The organism is Wolbachia endosymbiont (group B) of Longitarsus flavicornis, from assembly GCF_964028135.1.
In the GTDB taxonomy this organism is placed as follows: domain Bacteria; phylum Pseudomonadota; class Alphaproteobacteria; order Rickettsiales; family Anaplasmataceae; genus Wolbachia.
Genome location: NZ_OZ034758.1, coordinates 240,915 through 261,879 on the forward strand (window position 1 = coordinate 240,915; position 20,965 = coordinate 261,879).

Annotated in this window: 10 protein-coding genes and 4 pseudogenes; 10 read left to right on the top strand and 4 right to left on the bottom strand. The window is 33.6% G+C overall.

Translation table 11 applies throughout. The annotated features are described in order from the left end of the window. Positions 1–86: 86 nt before the first annotated feature. Positions 87–512, bottom strand: a pseudogene (rnhA, locus tag ABWU45_RS01220) (ribonuclease HI); the annotation flags it as partial. A gap of 408 nt (positions 513–920) precedes the next feature. On the opposite strand from rnhA, the gene ABWU45_RS01225 reads away from it, so the two are divergent. Continuing rightward, positions 921–1,814: an Rpn family recombination-promoting nuclease/putative transposase gene (locus ABWU45_RS01225; protein ID WP_338406634.1), complete on the top strand. Its 894-nt coding sequence runs from the start codon at positions 921–923 to the stop codon at positions 1,812–1,814. A gap of 334 nt (positions 1,815–2,148) precedes the next feature. Here the strand turns inward: ABWU45_RS01225 and ABWU45_RS01230 are convergent, their stop codons facing one another. Together ABWU45_RS01230 and ABWU45_RS01235 are read right to left on the bottom strand one after the other, a co-directional pair. Then, positions 2,149–10,533, bottom strand: a complete 8,385-nt coding sequence (locus ABWU45_RS01230; protein ID WP_353278684.1) for an ankyrin repeat domain-containing protein — start codon at positions 10,531–10,533, stop codon at positions 2,149–2,151. 10 nt (positions 10,534–10,543) lie between these two features. Continuing rightward, a pseudogene (locus tag ABWU45_RS01235) lies at positions 10,544–11,368 on the bottom strand (IS4 family transposase); the annotation flags it as partial. An 83-nt stretch (positions 11,369–11,451) separates the two neighbouring features. On the opposite strand from ABWU45_RS01235, the gene ABWU45_RS01240 reads away from it, so the two are divergent. The 3 genes and pseudogenes from ABWU45_RS01240 to ABWU45_RS01250 form a co-directional block, all read left to right on the top strand. Continuing rightward, positions 11,452–12,729, top strand: a complete 1,278-nt coding sequence (locus tag ABWU45_RS01240; protein WP_353277994.1) for an IS4 family transposase — start codon at positions 11,452–11,454, stop codon at positions 12,727–12,729. Positions 12,730–12,907: 178 nt separating this feature from the next. Next, positions 12,908–13,732 (top strand): annotated as a pseudogene (locus ABWU45_RS01245) (IS4 family transposase); the annotation flags it as partial. A 12-nt stretch (positions 13,733–13,744) separates the two neighbouring features. Then, positions 13,745–13,921: pseudogene (locus tag ABWU45_RS01250) on the top strand (IS110 family transposase); the annotation flags it as partial. Between the two features lie 341 nt (positions 13,922–14,262). Here the strand turns inward: ABWU45_RS01250 and ABWU45_RS01260 are convergent. Next, positions 14,263–14,493 (bottom strand): hypothetical protein, encoded by a 231-nt coding sequence (locus ABWU45_RS01260; RefSeq protein ID WP_353278685.1) that lies wholly within the window; start codon positions 14,491–14,493, stop codon positions 14,263–14,265. Positions 14,494–15,009: 516 nt separating this feature from the next. Between ABWU45_RS01260 and ABWU45_RS01265 the strand changes: the two genes are divergently transcribed. The 6 genes from ABWU45_RS01265 (at position 15,010) to ABWU45_RS01290 (ending at position 20,811) form a co-directional block, all read left to right on the top strand. Beyond that, positions 15,010–15,465: a crossover junction endodeoxyribonuclease RuvC gene (locus ABWU45_RS01265; protein ID WP_353278686.1), complete on the top strand. Its 456-nt coding sequence runs from the start codon at positions 15,010–15,012 to the stop codon at positions 15,463–15,465. 103 nt (positions 15,466–15,568) lie between these two features. After that, positions 15,569–16,789 (top strand): DNA modification methylase, encoded by a 1,221-nt coding sequence (locus ABWU45_RS01270; protein ID WP_353278688.1) that lies wholly within the window; start codon positions 15,569–15,571, stop codon positions 16,787–16,789. A 29-nt stretch (positions 16,790–16,818) separates the two neighbouring features. Next, positions 16,819–17,301 carry a hypothetical protein gene (locus ABWU45_RS01275; protein ID WP_353278689.1) on the top strand — a complete coding sequence of 161 codons (483 nt, stop codon included), beginning with the start codon at positions 16,819–16,821 and terminating at the stop codon, positions 17,299–17,301. A gap of 18 nt (positions 17,302–17,319) precedes the next feature. After that, on the top strand, positions 17,320–18,804 hold the full coding sequence (locus tag ABWU45_RS01280; RefSeq protein ID WP_353278691.1) for an ankyrin repeat domain-containing protein: 1,485 nt from the start codon (positions 17,320–17,322) through the stop codon (positions 18,802–18,804). Continuing rightward, positions 18,801–20,633, top strand: coding sequence for a phage terminase large subunit family protein (locus ABWU45_RS01285; protein WP_353279060.1), 1,833 nt, complete (start codon positions 18,801–18,803; stop codon positions 20,631–20,633). The genes ABWU45_RS01280 and ABWU45_RS01285 overlap by 4 nt, the downstream gene beginning before the upstream one ends. A 1-nt stretch (position 20,634) precedes the next feature. After that, positions 20,635–20,811: a gpW family head-tail joining protein gene (locus ABWU45_RS01290; protein WP_353278692.1), complete on the top strand. Its 177-nt coding sequence runs from the start codon at positions 20,635–20,637 to the stop codon at positions 20,809–20,811. Positions 20,812–20,965 lie beyond the last annotated feature (154 nt).

Below are 20,965 nucleotides of genomic sequence, written 5' to 3' on the forward strand. Positions count from 1 at the left end.
CCCTCCAATCTATGAAACTTAGAGCTCCCTCTATTTTTTTGTGATTTCTTGATCTCACAATCTCTATATTTTAGCTTTTTAGATTCCTTTCTAGCAAGTCTATCTGCCTCTTCATTATAGGTATTACCACTGTGAGCCTTAACCCACTTCCAGTTAATATCATGCTGCAAGACAATTTCATCCAATTCCTTCCATAACTCAACGTTTTTTACTGATTTTTTATTGGCTGTCTTCCAACCATTTGTTCTCCACTTATTGATCCACTCTGTTATACCTTGTTTAATATACTGACTATCAGTGTGTAAAACAACTTTGCAAGAAACTTTCAACATCTTTAGCCCGTTAATCACAGCCTTTAACTCCATCTTGTTGTTCGTTGTGTTTTCTTCACCTCCAGAGATACGTTTTTTCACTTTTTTTTCATACATCATCACAGCTGCCCATCCACCAGGCCCCGGATTTCCAGAACATGCTCCATCTGTATATATTGTAACCTTCTTTTTTTCGCCCATACTTACAGGATATAGATTCAACGTAAATTTGCTACCGAAATATGTTGATATTATTTTTTGAATATTTTAAAATGTAAGGTGTGAGAGATTGACAAACCTGTCCTCTCGATATTAGGTAAATCGTAATTGAGCTTTTGGGCTCGTATTTTTATTAGGAGGTTAATCTCTCACACTGAAAATAAATATTTTTAAGCTCTTCATAGCTTATCAATTCATTTGCTGGGGTTTTTAAGGTATTTTATAAGGCAATTATAAAAAGATGATCCAAATCTACATCTAAAGCCTTAAATGCAATTCTCAGATGATCTCTGACAGACGTTTTTTCATCAACACATTTAAAACAATAAAAAGATTGAACATTTCCTCACAATTGTGTATAATAATTAATACTTTTTATCTTACTTTCTCATGGCTCTTTCGAAGTTTCTTGATGCTCGCAATGATTATGCCTTTAAAAGAATATTTGGCACCGAGAAGAATAAAGATATCCTAATTCATTTCTTAAACGATATTTTAGGCTTTACTGGCTTGGCTGCTATTCACGATGTTGAATTCCTAGCTACCATTTTAGACCCTGAAATTGCCGCTAAAAAGCAGAGTATTGTCGATGTTCTTTGTAAAGACTCTCAAGGTTCAAGATATATTATAGAAATGCAGTTCACTAAGACCAAGGGCTTCGAAAAGCGTGCTCAATATTATGCTGCCAAAGCCTACTCAAGTCAAGCTGATCAAGGTGATGAGTATCATAACCTCAAAGAAATTATCTTTATTGCTGTTGCTGATTGTATTATTTTTCCAGATAAGGCTGAGTACAAATCTAATCATGTCATTTTAGATCAAAATAGCTTTGAACATGACTTAAAGGATTTTTACTTCGTATTCATAGAACTACCTAAATTTACAAAGACAAAAGAAGACCAACTAGAAAATATAGTAGAAAAATGGTGTTACTTTTTTCGATATGCAGCAGAAACAAACGAAGAGGACCTAGATAAAATAGTTGGTAGTGACGTAATAATAAAACGAGCTTATGAAGAGATGAATAAGTTTAATTGGTCAGAAGAAGAGTTACTAGCATATGAACAAATGAAAAAACGTATAATGGATGAGATTGCTGCTTTCGCTCAAAAATTTGATGAGGGCCTTAGGGTTGGAGAAGAAAGAGGCATCCAAATCGGCCATCAAAAAGGTAAAATTGAAGTTGCAAAAAACTCACTCAAGGCCGGTATCTCTATAGATGTTATAGCTCAAATTACCGGTCTCTCTCATTCTGAAATTTCACAACTCAAAGAAAAAACATAATACTCCTACTTATTCACTTTAACATTTATGAAAACCTTTTCTAAGTTAGACATATCCCCTAATTAAGAATCTAGTGAACTGTCTAAAACAGCTATAAAGATTACACATAGAATTATATAAATTACTATCATAACGTTATCCAAATTTCTGTATCAAAGCTACGTGCTGTAAGTTCAATATGGAAAACACATTAACCACTTAGCATTTAATGTCTACTTCATCCATTTTAGTATTAAGACTATCAAACTTGCTACTGGTTGTTTCCCTAATTATTTTGGCTACCCTCACTTTAAATTTTCCACTACTTGGCATATTATACCTTCCATATTCTCATCTACTTACTCAAAGTATTTCCAAGCTTGGTTACTCCTACATCAGAAAGACAAGTTGATACTTTGTCCTTTGAATGGCTGTGAACTGAAGCATTACTTAAATAACTTTGAGGCTCTAAACTCATCTGCTGTTTTTTTGTACCATCAACTTCTAATCTACCATCTCTGTTGTGTAATATCTGCTCTATTGATTGATTTAGCAGACCCTTATTAAATTGAGCTATAAACTTGTCAAACTTTTTCGGACTTAACTTACCAGGACATCCTGCTTCTCTACCAGGACATGCTTCTTCTAGGTATGAGTTTAAAACTCCCGAAATCTCATCAAATTTACCACTCATGATTTTTCCTGTAACTTCTTTCTGTATTTCCACAAAATCAATATTTAATCGATGCATTGATACACCACTTTTTAATCCAGCTTGCTCTACTACTTTCTCAAATCCCTCTGTAATATTTAATGCATAGCCCTGTGCTTCTAGTGGGGATATAGACTGATCTACTGTAGAAATATACTTCTGACCTGTAACTTTTCTAATTAATAAATCAAGTAACATTATTGTACCATTAAAATCAACCTGTGATAGATAGTGATCTCCCATTTCTAGTATTGTATTTCCGCCACTAGGTTTAAATTTAACAGGTGTTTGCCTTTCACGCATTTGTTTTATATTTGCATTTACATAATCAATGTTGTCTCGAAAGAAACCTCCATTTTCTTGTTTTTTATCTGTACCATCAGATGGTAGTGTGGTACTTATTGAACTACTATTACTTACCGAAGCTTTGGCAAATTGCTCATCAACTTGTGGTATTGAACTTGCAGTATTTGATGCTTCCTCAGATAAAGCAGCTCTAGAATAAAATAAACCACCTACAGAACTTTTTACCCCCCCAAACAAACCATTTATCCATGAAGATGGTCTTGTGCCACTACTTGCTGCTATCTCAGGTTGATTACCTAAATCTATAGCAAGAGGTTTACGTGATAAGTGATTCTGATGACGACTATGATCTCCATGGTGATGACGACGTCTGCGTTGTGCAGGTTTTTCTATGTCTCTACTGAGTTTTTCTTCTAAACGTTTCATACTATCACTATATCCTTTAAGATATTCTATAATATCCTTATGATTGCTTATAATAGCAACATCCATGGGCTTTCTGCCAAAGATATCCTCAGCGTTAATATTAGCACCTGCCTCTATTAAAAAACTTACAATTTCTAAAAATCCCCCCAATGCAGCCCAATGCAGTAATGTACAACCGTATTTATCAGTACCATTAACATCAACATCTCGCTCAACAAGAAGCTTTACCATATCCAAGTGACCACTCCAAGCACAATAATACGCACCATGCTTAAATTCGCCTCCGCTAACATCTTTAGCAACAAGGTCTTTAATTTTTTCACGATCACTATCTTCTACAGTGATTAATAATGCTTTATCTAAGTATGCCTGCATTAAAACTCTTTTTGCATCTGAATTAAAACCAGAATCATCTAGAGGTGTTTTACCATTGTTATCTTTAGCATTAATATTAGCATCATTGCTTATAAGGCACTTCATTGCATCTAAGCGATTGAGCCATGAAGTAAGGTGTAGAGGAGTTTTACCATACTGGTCTTTAGCGTTAATATCAACACCTTTATTTATAAGGTATTCTACCATATCTGAGTAATTATGAATAGAAGCAAAATGTAATAACGTCCAGCCATAACTATCTTTAGTTTCTAAGCTAGTACCTTGACTTACAAGATCTTCGACTTTACTAAGATTATTTTCCAGTACAGCAATCAACAACTCATTATATTTTTTATATAGGCCTGATTGCGCTTGCTTTAAAATTTCTACTATATCTGTGTAACCTTTTTGATCAGCAATATCTAGAGGTGTTTTTCCATCTTTGTCTTTAATATTAACAAGATTAGCTCCTTTACCTATAAGATACTTTGCTACATTTAATTGACCATTCCAGGAAGCCCAGTGTAGTGGCGTCCAATCACCATTGTCCTTAATGCTAACGTCAATTTTCTCTTCATCTATAAAATACTTTACTATATCCAGCTTACCATTGTAAGCAGCATAATGCAGAGGAGTTCTACCATTATTATCTTTAATCTCTAAACTATTTTCTTTGCCTACGAGACATTTCATTGTATCGAAGTAACTATTCACAAGATCTGAGGCACTATCTAAAGATGTGTTGCATGAAAAAGTTCTACCATCATTGTATTTTATCTCTAAAATAGCCCATTTATCTACGAGATATATTACTATATTTAGCTTACCCTCATAAGCAGCATAATGCATAAGAGTCCAGCCATTATTGTACTTACCCTTAGCGTTTGTACCCTTCTTAATAAAATCTTTAACTTTATCAAGATTACCTTGTGCCACAGCATTCAATAACTCCCCTAATAAAGTTTCTTTTTCTTTGGTAAATTCCACTACAACATCTTCTGAATTACAAGCAGAAGCTATACATTTTGAGTTAGAAACCATTGTATCATTAAAAGCGAACATCATTTCTCTTGCTGGTTGATAATTACTCCAATTCTCCACTTTTGCAATGGTACTATTTTCATATGATATCACTAAACTATCATCAGCAATCTCCATATCAAAACCCAATATAGACTTATCTCTAAAATCAACCAACCCAACCTCATTCTTGTCAATAGGTTGATTATGATAAATCTGTAATCCTTGTTCATCTGGCTGATAGTATCTGAAAGAGTTAGGATCCATCTCTACATGCTCAAGCTTTAAATTTGTACTGTCAATTTTATAAAGCTTATTGTTCATTTGTAATACAATTTGCTGATGCTCTGGACTTTGAAAATAATCAACTAAACCAACGGATAAAGACCATCTAGTACCTTCACTACCAAGTACTGTAATATCTTTTATCTCTAAGCTATCCTCTGTAAGGTCAGAGATCGATTGGTTATAACATTCATTTGTATAACTCCTTTTACCTTTCTGTATGCTTATACTATCAACATCTGTTACATTCAACTCAGCAAAGTCAATAATATTGTAAGACATACTTTGATAAGGTGCTGCTTTGTTTTTTATTTTTAGATTGATCCTTATCGGCGACGATGAAACTTCGCTATTTAATGTATCTGGTAGTTTGATAATATACTGATGTTGTCCTTCTCCCCCTTCTACTGTAACATCTTGATAGTAATTACATAGTGTCATATAGTGATCATAATCATAGCTTCCTCCATTATTACGGTATTTCTGATAACTACTTGTAACGTCAGAATTATTATAGCTAAAATCAACAATTACCTGATCTGAGTACATGCCAGCAATTATCACTTTTTCACTAGGTATTCCCATATGATTTTTAGTGACTTCTATTTGAAATATTGGTATGTTAAAATTATTGTTATTGGCAATATCTTTTACAACTTGATAAGTACTAGGCAATTCTTGATCTAGAATACTTGCTTGTATAAATGCTTTTAACTTTTTTTCACTATTTTGTATGATTTCTCTGTCAGTATCACTTCCTGAATTTCTCAACTTTTGATACCTAATATCTTCTATTGTATCAGACAAAGACTTATCTTGTATTGTAACAGACTCTGTTATCCCCTGGCAATTTACTTGAATTACTAGATTTTTAAAATCATCGATTGTAGTACTTGAAGCAATACTTTGTGTATCATTAGCTAAAAGATCTAAGCTATAGCTGTCTTTTTCTGTATCTTTACTTACTCCCCACTGTGTGATATTATTAACTTGAACCCTTATTACATCAATATTTCCTTTTATTTTTTCTGTACTGCCTAAATCACTTATTATCCTAGCATTATCACTGTCTTCATTAACGATAAATATTGTTTGCTTTAATCCCCTGTGATGCACGTTTTCTTTGTTGACTACTCTAACTTCATAATCTTTATCTGTGCAGTTAGATGAATTCTGCCAAACTTCCGCGTTTTTTACATTAATTAATCTCGTTTCACAGTGAGTAGTAATATTTTGCTTGTTGTCAGAGTTAGATACATAGTTATATGTGTTAACCAATCTTATGTTATTACTATTACCATAACGTATAGTTCCACTATGCAAATTTGCAGCGATATTATTAGCTTTAACATTCATTACTAGAGTATTTTCTTTTCCTGCTCCACCTTCAAGAGTACCAGACGTATGGTCATTAATAATAAAAATAGTTTCATTATTTTTTGAGCCAACATAACGTATATAACTACCTTCTGGGATATGCATTACTGCTGGATAATTTGCTGCTGTCAACGTTTTCGGTCCTGAAATATATAATACTGATCCTCTAGGAAATGTTTGCTTTTTTGTATTACCAGGATCTTTCCTTTTTGGATTAGTAAAAATAAAAGGTTCTCCTGAAAGAGTAAAGCTTTCTTGACACCTCTTATGGATTTTCCCAGTATTACACGGGCGGTGAATATCACCATATTTATTCTCTTCATTAATTACTTTACCGCATTGCGATTTTGGTCCTGAGTATTTTAACGGTACCTTTACAATTCTTAAGCCAAGGTTTTCATATTCATACTTGGTCAGATGAGGAATATGCTTTGCATCCGTATTAACAACATAAACTTTCTTTTCTTCGATCCCTTGATAGCATTGAGGACTATTCTTTATATAACAGATAGACCTTTCCCAACCTTCATTCATAACCAAAGTATAAGATCTCATAGGTAGTGTTTTAGAGATATCAAGGGAAGATAAATCTTTCTCCGCATTAGAAGCTGTGTTAACATTACTAAAAGAGATGTTATTGTATTTTTTTTCTAACTTACACATATTATCACAGAACCCCGCGAATGCGACAGCAGTTGGACACACACGATCTGCATCTCTAATTATCTCACTATATTTTTCTTCAATAGAGATTACATATTGTACAATTGCGGCTATATTATAATTATCATCTAACAATTTAATAGCTACTTCTTTTACATGGTTTAAATAACCTTTTACTCTAATTATATCCCCATATTCCTTTTCTACATCTCTCCCTGTAAAAAACTTGATCACCTTTGCAAAAAAGACTTCTGCCTGCTCATTACCAGGTAGTAGAGGTACTTGCTCTGCTATTGCTTTTGTATACTCTATTCTCTCATGAATCTCTACACCAATTGTTATTAATACATCAGCAACCATAGTAACTACTGCTGCTCTGCCTAAAACTTTACCTGCAGCAGATAACCCTCTTAAAATCTTAGTAGTAGCACTTATACTTTTTATCGTAAAACTAACTCCTGCACTTATAGGCCTTATACTCATGCTTGCTAGTTTTATACCACTACTAGCTGTCCAATAATAATTTAATGGATGATTATTACCTTGAGCTATTTCATTTACACTATATCCAAATTGATAAGCGATAGTCGCAAATGTAATACTTTGAACTACAGGATTATCGATAATCTTAACAAAAGCTTGGCGTATAGGTTGTGGTATTTTGTTAATCAATCTTCCTACTTTACTATTAGGAGAAATATTTAAACTGGTTCTAACATCATCCATAGCATCTAGTATACCATTGATACCAAATATTTGCTTTAAAGCATCATTATCATGCCGTCCAAGTGTTGCTGTATCACCTATACTATCAAGCAAGTCATATATAGCCATAAGGGAGAAAAACTTTCCACCTTTTACTCCTTTTATTTTTGCTGAATCAAATTTATTACGATCAAATGCAATTCCTTTTTCTTTAAAACTGCCTTCTACATTACTAATATAATCTGCAAAAACTTTTTCACCAAGATCATCAAAATGACTTTTAAACCTGTCGAAAGTATCTTCCCTAACTCCTTTTGCTAATAAGTTCTGTTTAATTTCCTCTACAATATTATTGTAACCTTGATCAGTTTCAACATCTTGAACATCACCTATATCTTCAATATATTTTTTATTTTCTAATAACTGCTTATCATTTGATAGTTGATGTAATTTATCAAGAATTGCCTCTTCCTCTACATCTGTAGTAAAATCTTTAATTATATTATCGAATTTTACTTCATAGCCATCGATGCTTAAATAATACTCAATATTTTGTCCTTTTATTTTTTCTTTTATAACGTGATTCTTATTTCTACCTACTTTTACTAAGATCTCAATACCATCACTATAATCATTTACAAAATATCTTTCTACATTCCTCATTTCTGTAATATCGCCTATCACCAATTTTTTATTATTACCATTATCATCTTTTACTTCTACATATACATCAGTCCTATCAGCATTACCTATCTCATCAAACACTTGATCATGACCTATAGTTATAATTTCTTTGGTAATAATTTCCTTGTCGTAAGCCTCAATTTCAATATTGAAATCCATAATATTATCATCACTGAAGTAATTCTTCATTACTGCATCACTAAATTTACTATAATTGATATCAATTTCGTCTCTTAAGCTGTGCAAACCATGAGCTATGCTTAATAATTGGCTGCTGCAAACTCTATCTGCTAGAGAATATAAATTACCTAGATTATTTGTCTGAACATAATTCCTATGATCACTAACAAGTATTCCAAGATCAATTAGTATATTATAACACACCATCTTTTGTAAGTTTTTATTAATCTCTTGTTGATTCATTGATAGTAGTACTTTACTCAATTTCATAGATTCAAGTACATGATTTAGCAAATTACTCTTATTTACATCTAAAGTAGCGATTTGATTAACTCTTTCACGTTGTTTACTAAAGATCTCTTGATCGATTTCATCCTTAAAATTTTCAAAATCAGCATCTTGTAGTTGCTGTGAATGGCTATATTTCGTAGAAACTTTCTCACTAATTTCTGTAAAGACATCATTTAATAATTCTGCGTCTTTTGTCAATTTTTCCGAGTTGTTCATTAGAAGATTTTTAAAATTTTTATCTTTAATTAGAGGTAAAACAATTTTCAATAGATCAATTTTGCATATCTGTAAAAAATAACCTGAACTTTCACCTGATACCTTACTAACAACATCTAAATTATCGGATAAATGTTCATTAATCTGTGTAAAAGTTTTTAAAGCTTCAATATTTTCCTTGTTCTCTCCTACAATACCCTCAATCTCTGTATCCATTGAATTTAAAAAAACTACGTTTTTAACTTTTGTTACAAGAGCCTTTTTAATACTTGGATCTACAGCTTCACCTTTAGACATCTGTTGAGAAATCTTGAAAAGCTGATTATAAAACTCAATATCCTTTGCTTTCTTCACTACCTTATTAGCATCAAACAACTCTTTAACACGCTGCTTTTTTTCTTCCTCTGTAATCTTTTCTTCATCACGTGAATCTATGCAGGGTATACCTATATCACGTCTTTTCCTTGTTGCACATTGGCTAAAACTAAAAATAGAACTATGAACTACCTTAACAGGAGTAAACTCATTTTTGCTTGGTAGAATAAGAGAATCTGCATTACTCGCTCCTTTGTCAAAGACAACACCCATAAAAGCCACTTTCCTGCCATCTGTAAGCGTTTTATAAGTAACACCTTTTACATACTCCTTATTTATCTGATCATTTGCCTCTTTTACTAATGCATCAGCTGTTTTAACTTCCCTTGGTCCCTTAAGCTCTAATCCTACTGGATCATACTCCTTAGCATTACTAGCTCCTTCTGCAAACTTAATACCATGAACCAGCATATCAATACGTTTTCCCCTGCCAGTTTGAAACTCTGTTAATACTAATGCTCTAGGAGATTCTTCTAATTTCAAATCACTATAATAACTAAATGCCCCATGTAACACTCCTTGAAAATGAGCCTCTTCATTAATAAAATCTCTAAAAGAAAACATTCCTTCTCCAACTTTCTTTAGTAGTGAATTATATTTATCTACTGGTAGAGACTGACCTGCTGCAGGAGTAACTTGAGACTTAAGTGCCTCATCAAATGCCTCTCTTAGTCCATTAGGGTAAGGAACATCTTTTAATTCTCCTTTGAAAAACTCTTTCCCTTTTTTGTATTCATTTAAGGAATTATATCTATTAACCTCCTCTATGTTAAAAAAATCTGACTTCTTTTCCTCATGTAAACTTATGTATACCTCTGTGATTTTGCTTTGCTCCGGTAGATCACCAGGTATAGGTATCTTTTTACTGCTACGATCCCCTCTTCCCCCTTCTCTAACATGAAAAATAAATACCTCTTTACTACGACCTTCTCTAATCAACGCAAAAGTTGTTACAGGCTTTCCGGATCTTGTGGTAGAAGCAAGAGAATATTCACCGTATGAAAATATAAATTTCTTTAGATCCGCTCTTTTAAATTTATCAGCAAGAAGAAGTTGCCCTAAGAGAAATCTACTAAAGTAATTACCTCCTTTCTCTGGCGTACCAGGAAATGTGTGATAAACCATACGCGTCAAGTTAAGAGATTGTGAGCAAATTTAGAGAGGTTAAAGTGGATACTCTAGCCCTTCTACGTTTGTCTTTTAATGAAAATCGCGACCAAGTTATAGTGAGTTTTTTAAGAAATGCTTTTAAACTATTAATTTTGGTTAATACTAAAAATAACTCTCTAACCCGCCTTTTTAGCTCAATAAATGCCTTTGTTAAGCTAAGTTCTGTATTCTTTTTCACTTCTGTGCAACCAACTATGCCGTGAAATATAAGAATTGCGCACAATTTAGCATATAGTTCACATAATACTCTGCATGGCTTTCCTTTTAGCTTATCAAGCCTGATATGGCTTTTATACAATTTAAATAATAACTCAATTTGCCACCTTACTCTGTAAATCGTTAATACTTGCTCAGCACTAATTTTATTTTCTGGAACATTAGTTATAAATATTGACCAGTTCAACAATTTTTGATTTCTTTTAGAGGATGTATATCCCTGCGATCTTGCTAATCTATTAGCTTTCCTTCTTCTGGCCATAGACTGTTCTTCAGTTAGTTTCTGACATATAATTCTTACTCTAATTTTTGCTTCTTTTCCTAACAATACCTCGTTTTCTAAAAATAACTTATCCTCTAAACATTCTAATAACTCCATTTTTTGATTTGTTTCTACATCATATATGTTGGTATCGGATTTATAACGACTTATGAAATAAGCTCCTATTTCATTGATTTGTTTAAAAGAACTTGGCACAAAATAACCGAGATCAGATATTAGCAAATCATTGCTTAATATATTACTTAAATGTTTCCTATATCCCTGGTCTGATCTCACTGCCATTAAGTTAAGGAAAAGTGATGAACTGTATTATAAAATCAGGTAAGATTCACAAATTAAAAGAAGTAATGACATGAGTAAAAAAAAGAATAATCATGTTTATAAAAAATAAATTGATGAGTTTAAACTTTATAAACGCACACAGAGCATCCTCAAAAGACTTCTCACGAAAAAGAAAGCTGCCCTTCGTTAATGTATTTCTCCTGATTTTTAGAAAGAGTGTAAAGTCATTACAAGTGATGCTTAATGAGTTTGTTCTGCATACAAGAAAAGATTATACAATTACGGCAAGTGCATTTACTCAAGCAAGAAAGAAGCTAAAACATACTGCGTTTTCAGAGTTAAATGATGATATAGTTTCCCTATACTACCAAGATCAGGAATTTAAAACCCACCATGGCTTCAGAGTACTTGCATTTGATGCTTCAATACTGATTCTGCCAAAGAGCGACAAAATAATAGGTGAGTTTAGCTCAAGAGCAGTATGGAATGGAATCCAGAGATTTGAAGACTATACAAGTGCAACCTTTGAAGTTTGTTACGATGTGCTAAATAATATTGCAATAAAATCTGTGCTAAGTAGAGGTGACAGCTATGAGGTTGATTTAGCAATCGGTATGCTTGAATCCATAAAATCAGACGATTTGTTAATCTGTGATAGAGGATACGTATCTTATCGATTTCTTGCTGAGCTTACAGGAAGGAAAATCAATTATATAATTCGCTGTTCAAGTTCGTCTTTCAATGAAATAAACGCTATGTTTAAGCCGGAAAGCCCATCTAGTACGGTGGTAGTGTCTACCGCACCTATTAAAGTAGCAAGACAGCTACGAAAGCTAGGATTACCTGATGAGATGAAATTCAGGTTAGTCAAAATAATACTTTCTTCTGGCGAAGTTGAAGTGTTAGTAACATCTCTGTTAGATGAGAAACGTTTTACAGTTGAAGAGTTTGAGAGATTATATTACTTGCGCTGGGGAGTAGAAACATTTTTTTCTAGGCTGAAGGGAAGATTAAATTTAGAGAATTTCACAGGAAAAAGTATTGAAACTATCAAGCAGGATTTTTGGTCAACTATCTTCATCAGTAATCTAGAAAGTATCATGATAGAAGATGATGAAGAGACATTGAGCTCACAGAATAGTAAACTAAAAAAAAGCATCAATAAATCTGTCTCATTTAATGCGATTAAAAACTTAGCCTTTGATATTTTTTCTACAGAGTCAGACATAGACTGCATTATGGATCGACTATCACAGTTATTTTTGATGAACACTTTAGTGGTGAGAAAAGGGAGAAGAGTTGATCGTCATAAGATATCTGATATTCGTTCACTCAACTACCAGAAAAGAGCTAGAAAACATGTGTTTTAAATTCAAGATATCTTTTCAGTATCATTGCATTAGTACATTCTTTGCAAAATAACCTGCAATTATTACTTTTTTAAATAACTTGCACTTTTCAGACTCCCTTTTCTTAAAAATTCACCCTAGTATTTACCATAATTATCAATCACTTCAAATTTTTTGTCCAATCTTAACTTCTCTTTCCCTTAACTTAATGGCAGTGAGATCAGACCAGGGATATAGGAAACATTTAAGTAATATATTAAGCAATGATTTGCTAATATCTGATCTCGGTTATTTTGTGCCAAGTTCTTTTAAACAAATCAATGAAATAGGAGCTTATTTCATAAGTCGTTATAAATCCGATACCAACATATATGATGTAGAAACAAATCAAAAAATGGAGTTATTAGAATGTTTAGAGGATAAGTTATTTTTAGAAAACGAGGTATTGTTAGGAAAAGAAGCAAAAATTAGAGTAAGAATTATATGTCAGAAACTAACTGAAGAACAGTCTATGGCCAGAAGAAGGAAAGCTAATAGATTAGCAAGATCGCAGGGATATACATCCTCTAAAAGAAATCAAAAATTGTTGAACTGGTCAATATTTATAACTAATGTTCCAGAAAATAAAATTAGTGCTGAGCAAGTATTAACGATTTACAGAGTAAGGTGGCAAATTGAGTTATTATTTAAATTGTATAAAAGCCATATCAGGCTTGATAAGCTAAAAGGAAAGCCATGCAGAGTATTATGTGAACTATATGCTAAATTGTGCGCAATTCTTATATTTCACGGCATGGTTGGTTGCACAGAAGTGAAAAAGAATACAGAACTTAGCTTAACAAAGGCATTTATTGAGCTAAAAAGGCGGGTTAGAGAGTTATTTTTAGTATTAACCAAAATTAATAGTTTAAAAGCATTTCTTAAAAAACTCACTATAACTTGGTCGCGATTTTCATTAAAAGACAAACGTAGAAGGGCTAGAGTATCCACTTTAACCTCTCTAAATTTGCTCACAATCTCTTAACTTGACGCGTATGCTATACGATATAGTCCTTACCTGAAAAGTTTTTACGAGCATGTGAAAAAGAAGCGTGGTTCTGCTAAGGCTATTATTGCAACTGCTAGAAAATTTCTAACAACCATTTTCTATACACTGAAAAGGAACTGGATTTTTGAAGATTTTACAAAATTTGAATTTTTTATTGAACAATAATTGTAAGGGAAAATATGATACCTTAATTTTTGTAAGCCAAATGAATATGTGCTTTAAGTGTATGTAGACGCACATATTCATTAGCTGTATTAATTTAAAAAATATTAATTAAAAACTTAGTATTTTTGTTGTCAATGAAACAACTTTTGATCGAATAAGATGGTACAGTAATAAATAAAAAATTGCATTAGAGCTGAATTTTACATCAGAAAATGTTTTGAGTAATACAAAAAATCATTATTGACTTTTATGCAATTGAGAGCTACCGATTTCTGACAGACATTTTCTACACACTTTAAAGATAACCGGGTTTTTAAAGATTTTACAAAATATGAAATTTCTTATTGACAACAATCATAGGAGGAGGATTCCTCGGTAGTTGAGTTTTTATCTAGTTCTTTACATAGATAAATGTTCTTTAGATGCAATGAAATATTATCAGTTGAACAGCCAAATAACTCAGCCATATGTTTCTGAGTAAGCCATAGATTTTCATTTTCAAATCTAACTTCAATACATACCTTTCCATCATCTGTTTCATAGAACAAAATTTCATTATGATTTCTGTTCATACACTCCCTTTAACACCCTTTGAAAAGCAAATAAAAAGTACTACTAATGATTAGATTGATATAAGTAAACTTACATGTAAGTTTAACATCGTTTTTATCCATTGTAAAGAAACAATTTATATGAAGGAGAAAACTCACTTTGCAATAGCTTTCATAAGTTCCTTGTATCTCTCATCTTTTTTTATTGAGTGTTCCCAGAAAACCTTTAAATTAGCTGATAGCAAGAGAAACAAAGTGTTTGCTAAGTTGCGTAATTGAGAAGAAATAACTTAACTCAAACAAAAAAAATTTAGTGCAAATCAAATTTCCAACCTCATTTCTAGTATATATCTGTTAAGAGGTAGTTGAAAGAGCTACTATAACGTAGACAACCTTAATCCATATACTTCTTAGGAGTAGCACATGATTCTCGAATTTCCGTTGTTGGCCAACAAAAAAACTATAAACCGCTTTTTGATAGTACGTTCGAGGAACCAAACGATATTTTGGAATCAGTGCTACTTATAGTTTTAAATAATGTCAACCCTAACACTAGATCTAGGCAAACAAACGGGCTGGGCAATTCTAACAGATGGAGTAATTGAAAGTGGAAGCAAAAGTTTTCATGGTAGCCGTTTCAGTGGAGGTGGCATGTGTTTCTTAAACTTTCGTAATTGGCTCAATTCTTTGAAAGACATTTCTGCAGTGTATTTTGAGGAAGTGAGAAGACATCTAGGAACTGATGCAGCGTATTGCTATGGCGGTTTTCTCGCAGTTCTGTCTGCTTGGTGTGAAGAGAACAATATTCCCTACCAAGGTGTTAATGTTAAAACTATAAAACGCTTTATAGCAGGCAAAGGCAATGCAAGTAAGAGTGAAGTTATTGAAGCGATACGTGAAAAAAGTTTTTTACCTAGAGATGATAATGAGGCCGATGCTTTGGCATTAATGTTCTATATTAGTAAAGATATTAATAAGATGAAAAATCCATAAAAAGTGGGTCCTTTCGGCCATATTGGCGGGTTTGGTGGGTTTGACCCCAGGCCTTCTTTAGCGTCAGAGATATTTTGAATATTAACTTTTTAATTATTAAGATATGAATTTAGCAATCCACTACTATCCTGTTGAAAATCTGGTCGAATATGAGCGTAATCCACGTAAAAATGATGACGTAGTAAATAGAATGTGTGCTTCAATCAGGGAATTTGGCTTTCGTATACCAATAGTTGCAAAAAGCGATGGCACTGTGGTTGATGGTCATTTAAGACTTAAAGCAGCAAGAAAACTTGGTATGGAGAGCATTCCTGTTGTTTTAAGTGATAATTTAAATGAACCACAAACTAAAGCTTTTCGGTTACTGGCAAATCAATCAGCTAACTGGGCAAAATGGGACGATGATCTTTTGAGAGTGGAAATTCAAGAATTAGAAGATTTGCAGTTTGATCTTAAAATGACTGGATTTGAGCTAGAAAAAGTTCAAAACTTTCTTGATGATTTAGATGGTGAAGAAGAAGATCTTTCTGACTTAGTTGTTGATGACAAAAAGGTAGAAATAACAAAGCCAGGTGATCTTTGGATTTTAGGTGATCATAGAATCTATTGTGGTGATAGCTCTGTAGTTGAATCATATAAAGCGCTGTTAGATGATAAAATGGCAGACATTACTGTTTGTGATCCTCCATATAACGTTGATTATGGTAGTAGTCAAGAAAGAGAGGATAAAAAGATACTAAATGATAATCAAGGTGAAAAGTATGAGCTTTTTCTCTATGATATTTGTACTCATATTTTAGCATATACGAAAGGAGCAATTTACATCTGCATATCATCATCAGAGTTTTCAACGTTGCAAAAAGCATTTGAGGAGGCAGGAGGAAAATGGTCAACATTTATCATTTGGGCAAAGAATCATTTTACACTAGGCAGGTCTGATTATCAAAGACAATACGAAGCAATGCTCTATGGGTGGAAAAGGGGCAATAAACGTGAGTGGCATGGAGGTAGAAATCAAAGTGATCTATGGTTTTATGATAAGCCAACACATAACTCACTGCATCCAACAATGAAGCCAGTAGAGCTAATGGAGAAAGCAATAGTTAATAGCAGCAGACCTGGGGATACTGTACTTGATCCATTTAGCGGTTCTGGCAGCACACTGATTGCATGTGAGAGAACAGGAAGAATTTGTAGGACAATAGAGCTAGATTCAAAATTTGTAGATGTAACCATAAAACGTTGGCAAATATATACCGGAAGAGATGCCCTTTTAGCCAGTACTGGTAAAACTTTTGCAGAAATTCAAGAAGAAAATTCGTAAAAAGGAGCAATAAAGAGAGGAGGAAAAGAGTGGAAAAAATCACACAAACAGAATGGGCAAGAGAGATAGGAGTATCAAAGCAATATGTCTGTTATTTAGTAAAAAAAGGAATAGTTGAGTTGGAGGATGGACTCATTGACCGAGAACAAGCAAACAGGGCTATAGAAACAATCAGAGATCCAAGTCAACCACTGAGAAGAAAAAACTATTCAGAAAGCGGAGAAAAACTTTCCACGATGTTGCTTAAAACGCGAATAAAAAATGAAATGGAGCGAGGTAAACTTCTTGAGGCGAAAGCTAAGGCTGAGATAGGAGAACTTGTAGCAGTAGAGGAAGTAAAGCGCGATGCATTTAATGTAGCAAGAGTTGTACGTAATAATTTGCTTAATATTCTAAATAGAGTTTCAGCACTGCTTGCATCACTGAGTGACACTGAAAAAATTCACGAGACGCTAACTGAAGAGATTACAAACTCACTTGAAGAATTATCTAACGCTAAATTTAAAATATAAAAAGATTTTGAATACAAAATGGCTGATAACTTAAGTTTAGAGTTAATAAAGTGTTTAATCAATCAACCTGGATTAGATGTTAATGTCAGAGGGTTAAACGGAAAAACCCCACTACATTGCGCTATAGAATTTGATGAATTAAGCATGGTGGATTTGTTACTCACGAAGAAGAATATTAATCCTTTTGTGGAAGATAATAAAGGTAAAACATCTCTTGATTACGCCAAAGAAGGGAAAAAAGCAGAAATATTACAAGCGCTAATTAATAACAAGTACGGGTCAGAACAAGATAGCTTACTTCATTTAGCTGCAATGATAGGTGAAGTTAATGCAGTTAGATATTTGATAGGAAAAGGTATTGACGTTAATGTACGAAATGCTTTGCACCATACTCCATTACATCTAGCAGCAGGAATAGGACATGCAGAAGTTGTAAAGATTTTGATAAGAGAAGGAAATGCTGAAATCGAGGTTTTTGATGCACGAAATCAGACACCGATGCACTATGCAGTTAACAACAAAAAATTGGAGATAGTAAAGTTATTACTGGAGCTAGGAGCAGATGTAAATAGCGCACGTGTAGGACAAAACTCGATGAAATTATCACCTGTTCATATAGCTGTAAGTAATACTAATTACGATGAAAGAGACTTATGTCTTGATATTCTCAAATGCTTAATAAGGGAGCCTAATGCTCAAGTCAATTTACAAGATTACGAAAATAAAACGCCACTACATTACGCTGAAAGACTTAAAACAATAGAGGTTTTACTAACACGAGAAGATATAGACCCTCTGGTAAAAGACGATAGCGGCAAGACACCATTTGATTATGCTAAACCTGAGATAAAGAAGACTTTGATGAACAATAAGTATGGTTCTGAAAAGAATAGTCTACTCCATTTAGCTGCACAAAAAGGAGAAATTGAGCTTGTAGATACAATTTTAAAAGAAGAAATTGATATTGATATTTCAAATAATAAGAGTCTATCACCGATTTACCTTGCTGCGGAAAAAGGGCATTTACATGTAGTAAAATTACTACTGAAAAAAGGAGCAAATTATACACCTGTTTTACATTTAGCAATTAAATCAAACAATTTAGAGTTACTTAAAGTTTTATTTACTGAAAAAAATGGTGCATTGCTCTGCAGAGATACCGTTATTAATTTTCCAACCCTTCATAATAAATATATAGCACAGAGAGAAATAGCAGATAAAAGGATGAAAAAACATAATAATATTATCTGCATCTGTATTACAGTTAGCGCAGTAGCAATGGCAGCATATATAGGTTTAACAGCAACAACAATAAGCAGTGCAATCATTTTTGCAACAACAACAGGGATATTTGCGCTTATTATAGCACTAATGATAAGTGAGATGAGCAAAAGATATATAGAAAAGGAATTTCAGAAAAAGATGTTTATGGAATTGGAAGAGTGTAGTTCTACTGTTAATGATGTTGAGATAGAACCAATTATGAGTAGATGCAGACAATGATATACGCCACATCTTTTTCTGAAGGTTTAAAACCAGATCCAGAGCTTAAAGTATCAGAGTGGGCAAATGAGTATCGAGTTTTAGCAGCAACTGCAGCATCAGAGCCAGGAAAATGGAGAACGGAAAGAACTCCTTATTTAAAAGAAATCATGGATTCACTTTCTCCGTCCTCACCAGCAGAAAAAGTAGTATTCATGAAAGGAGCGCAGATTGGAGGAACAGAAGCAGGAAATAATTGGATTGGCTATATCATAGATCAAACGCCAGGGCCAATGTTAGTAGTGCAGCCAACAGTTGAAATGGGAAAGCGTTGGTCAAAAGGAAGATTTGCGCCGTTAATAGAGAGTACGCCATGTTTAAAGAGTAAAGTAAAAGACCCAAGGTCAAGAGACTCAGGCAATACTGTACAAAGTAAGGAATTTCCAGGTGGAATAGTAGTAATAACCGGAGCAAATAGCAGTGTAGCACTGAGATCTATGCCAGTAAAATATCTCTTTCTTGATGAAATAGATGCCTACCCAGGAGATTCAGGAGGAGAAGGAGATCCAGTACTGCTCAGTATTGCTCGAACTAATACATTTGCAAGGCGAAAGATTTTTTTAGTATCGACACCAACGATTCATGGAATAAGCAGAATTGAGAAAGAATTTGAAGCAACAGATAAGAGATATTTTTTTGTTCCCTGTCCGTATTGTAATTACTATCAAGTTCTAAAATGGTCACAAATAAAATGGGAAGATAAAAATCCAAGTACAGCACACTATATATGTATAGAATGTGGTGAAAAGATAGAAAATCATCAAAAGACAGAGATGCTTGAACGTGGAGAATGGAGAGCTACAAATCAAGTACACAATAGCAAAGTAATAGGATTTCACCTTTCAAGTCTTTATAGCCCAGTTGGGTGGTATAGTTGGCAGCAAGCAGTAGAGGATTTTCTCCATGCAAAAGAAAGTGAACAATTACTAAAAGTTTGGATAAATACAACGCTTGGAGAAACCTGGGTAGATAAAGGAGAAGTACCTGATTGGAAGCAATTATTTAACAGGAGAGAATTTTTTCAGATTGGCACAGTACCAAGGAGAGAAGTGGTACTTACTGCAGGAGTAGATGTCCAAAAAGATCGTCTAGAGGTGGAAGTTGTAGCATGGGGAAAAAGTCGTGAAAGTTGGTCAATAGACTACCGAGTATTTGAAGGAGATACAGGAAGTAGAGAAGTATGGAAAAAGCTTTCGGAGCTCCTCAATCATCATTTTATTGGTGAAAATGGGCTTGAATATATGATAAGCATGATGGCGGTAGATGCTGGATATGCAACGCAAGAAGTATACAACTGGGTAAGAGGTCATCAAGGATCTGGAAGAGTAATGGCAGTCAAAGGTGTAAATAAAGCACTAGTACCACTTAGCAGCCCAAGTAGAGTAGATATAACAGTTGGTGGTCAAAAGCTAAAGAGAGGAATAAAGCTCTGGCCAGTGGGAGTATCGATATTAAAGTCAGAGCTTTTTCAATTACTTAATATTTTGAAAGAAGAAGAGGGAAAAGCTCTACCTGGATATTGTCATTTTCCGGAGTATGCACCTGAATATTTTAAGCAGCTAACGGCAGAGCAATTAGTCAGTAAGGTAGTAAAAGGATACACCAAACAAGAGTGGCAAAAGGTAAGAGAAAGAAATGAAGTATTAGACTGTAGGATTTATGCAAGAGCAGCATCGATAGCACTGGGAATAGACAGATGGCCAGAGAGTAAGTGGAATAGTTTGAGTGGAAAAATGGAAAGTAAAAAGCCTAAAAAAGTGAGACAAAGTAAATGGTTGAATGAGAAGTAAAATGTACAATCAGGAATATTTAAGTCAAGTCGAAGAAGCGATAAAAAAACTGCAAAGCGGAGAGCGAGTAGTATCAATTGCATATGGTGACCATGTGGTGAGATATGCAGAAGTGGATATAAATGATTTACTAAACTTAAGACAACGAATTAAAGCTGGTGCGGCCCGAAGGTCATAAATGTCGTGATGGTTAAATTCCATCTCCCATAGCATCTGGGTAAAATCATGATCCACACCTTAAGAAAGTGGCAAATTCTCATGGTGTAAGCATGGATCAAAAGGGAGTAATATCAAACCTTATGATAAATCCTCTCGAGAAGAGTTAGATATGG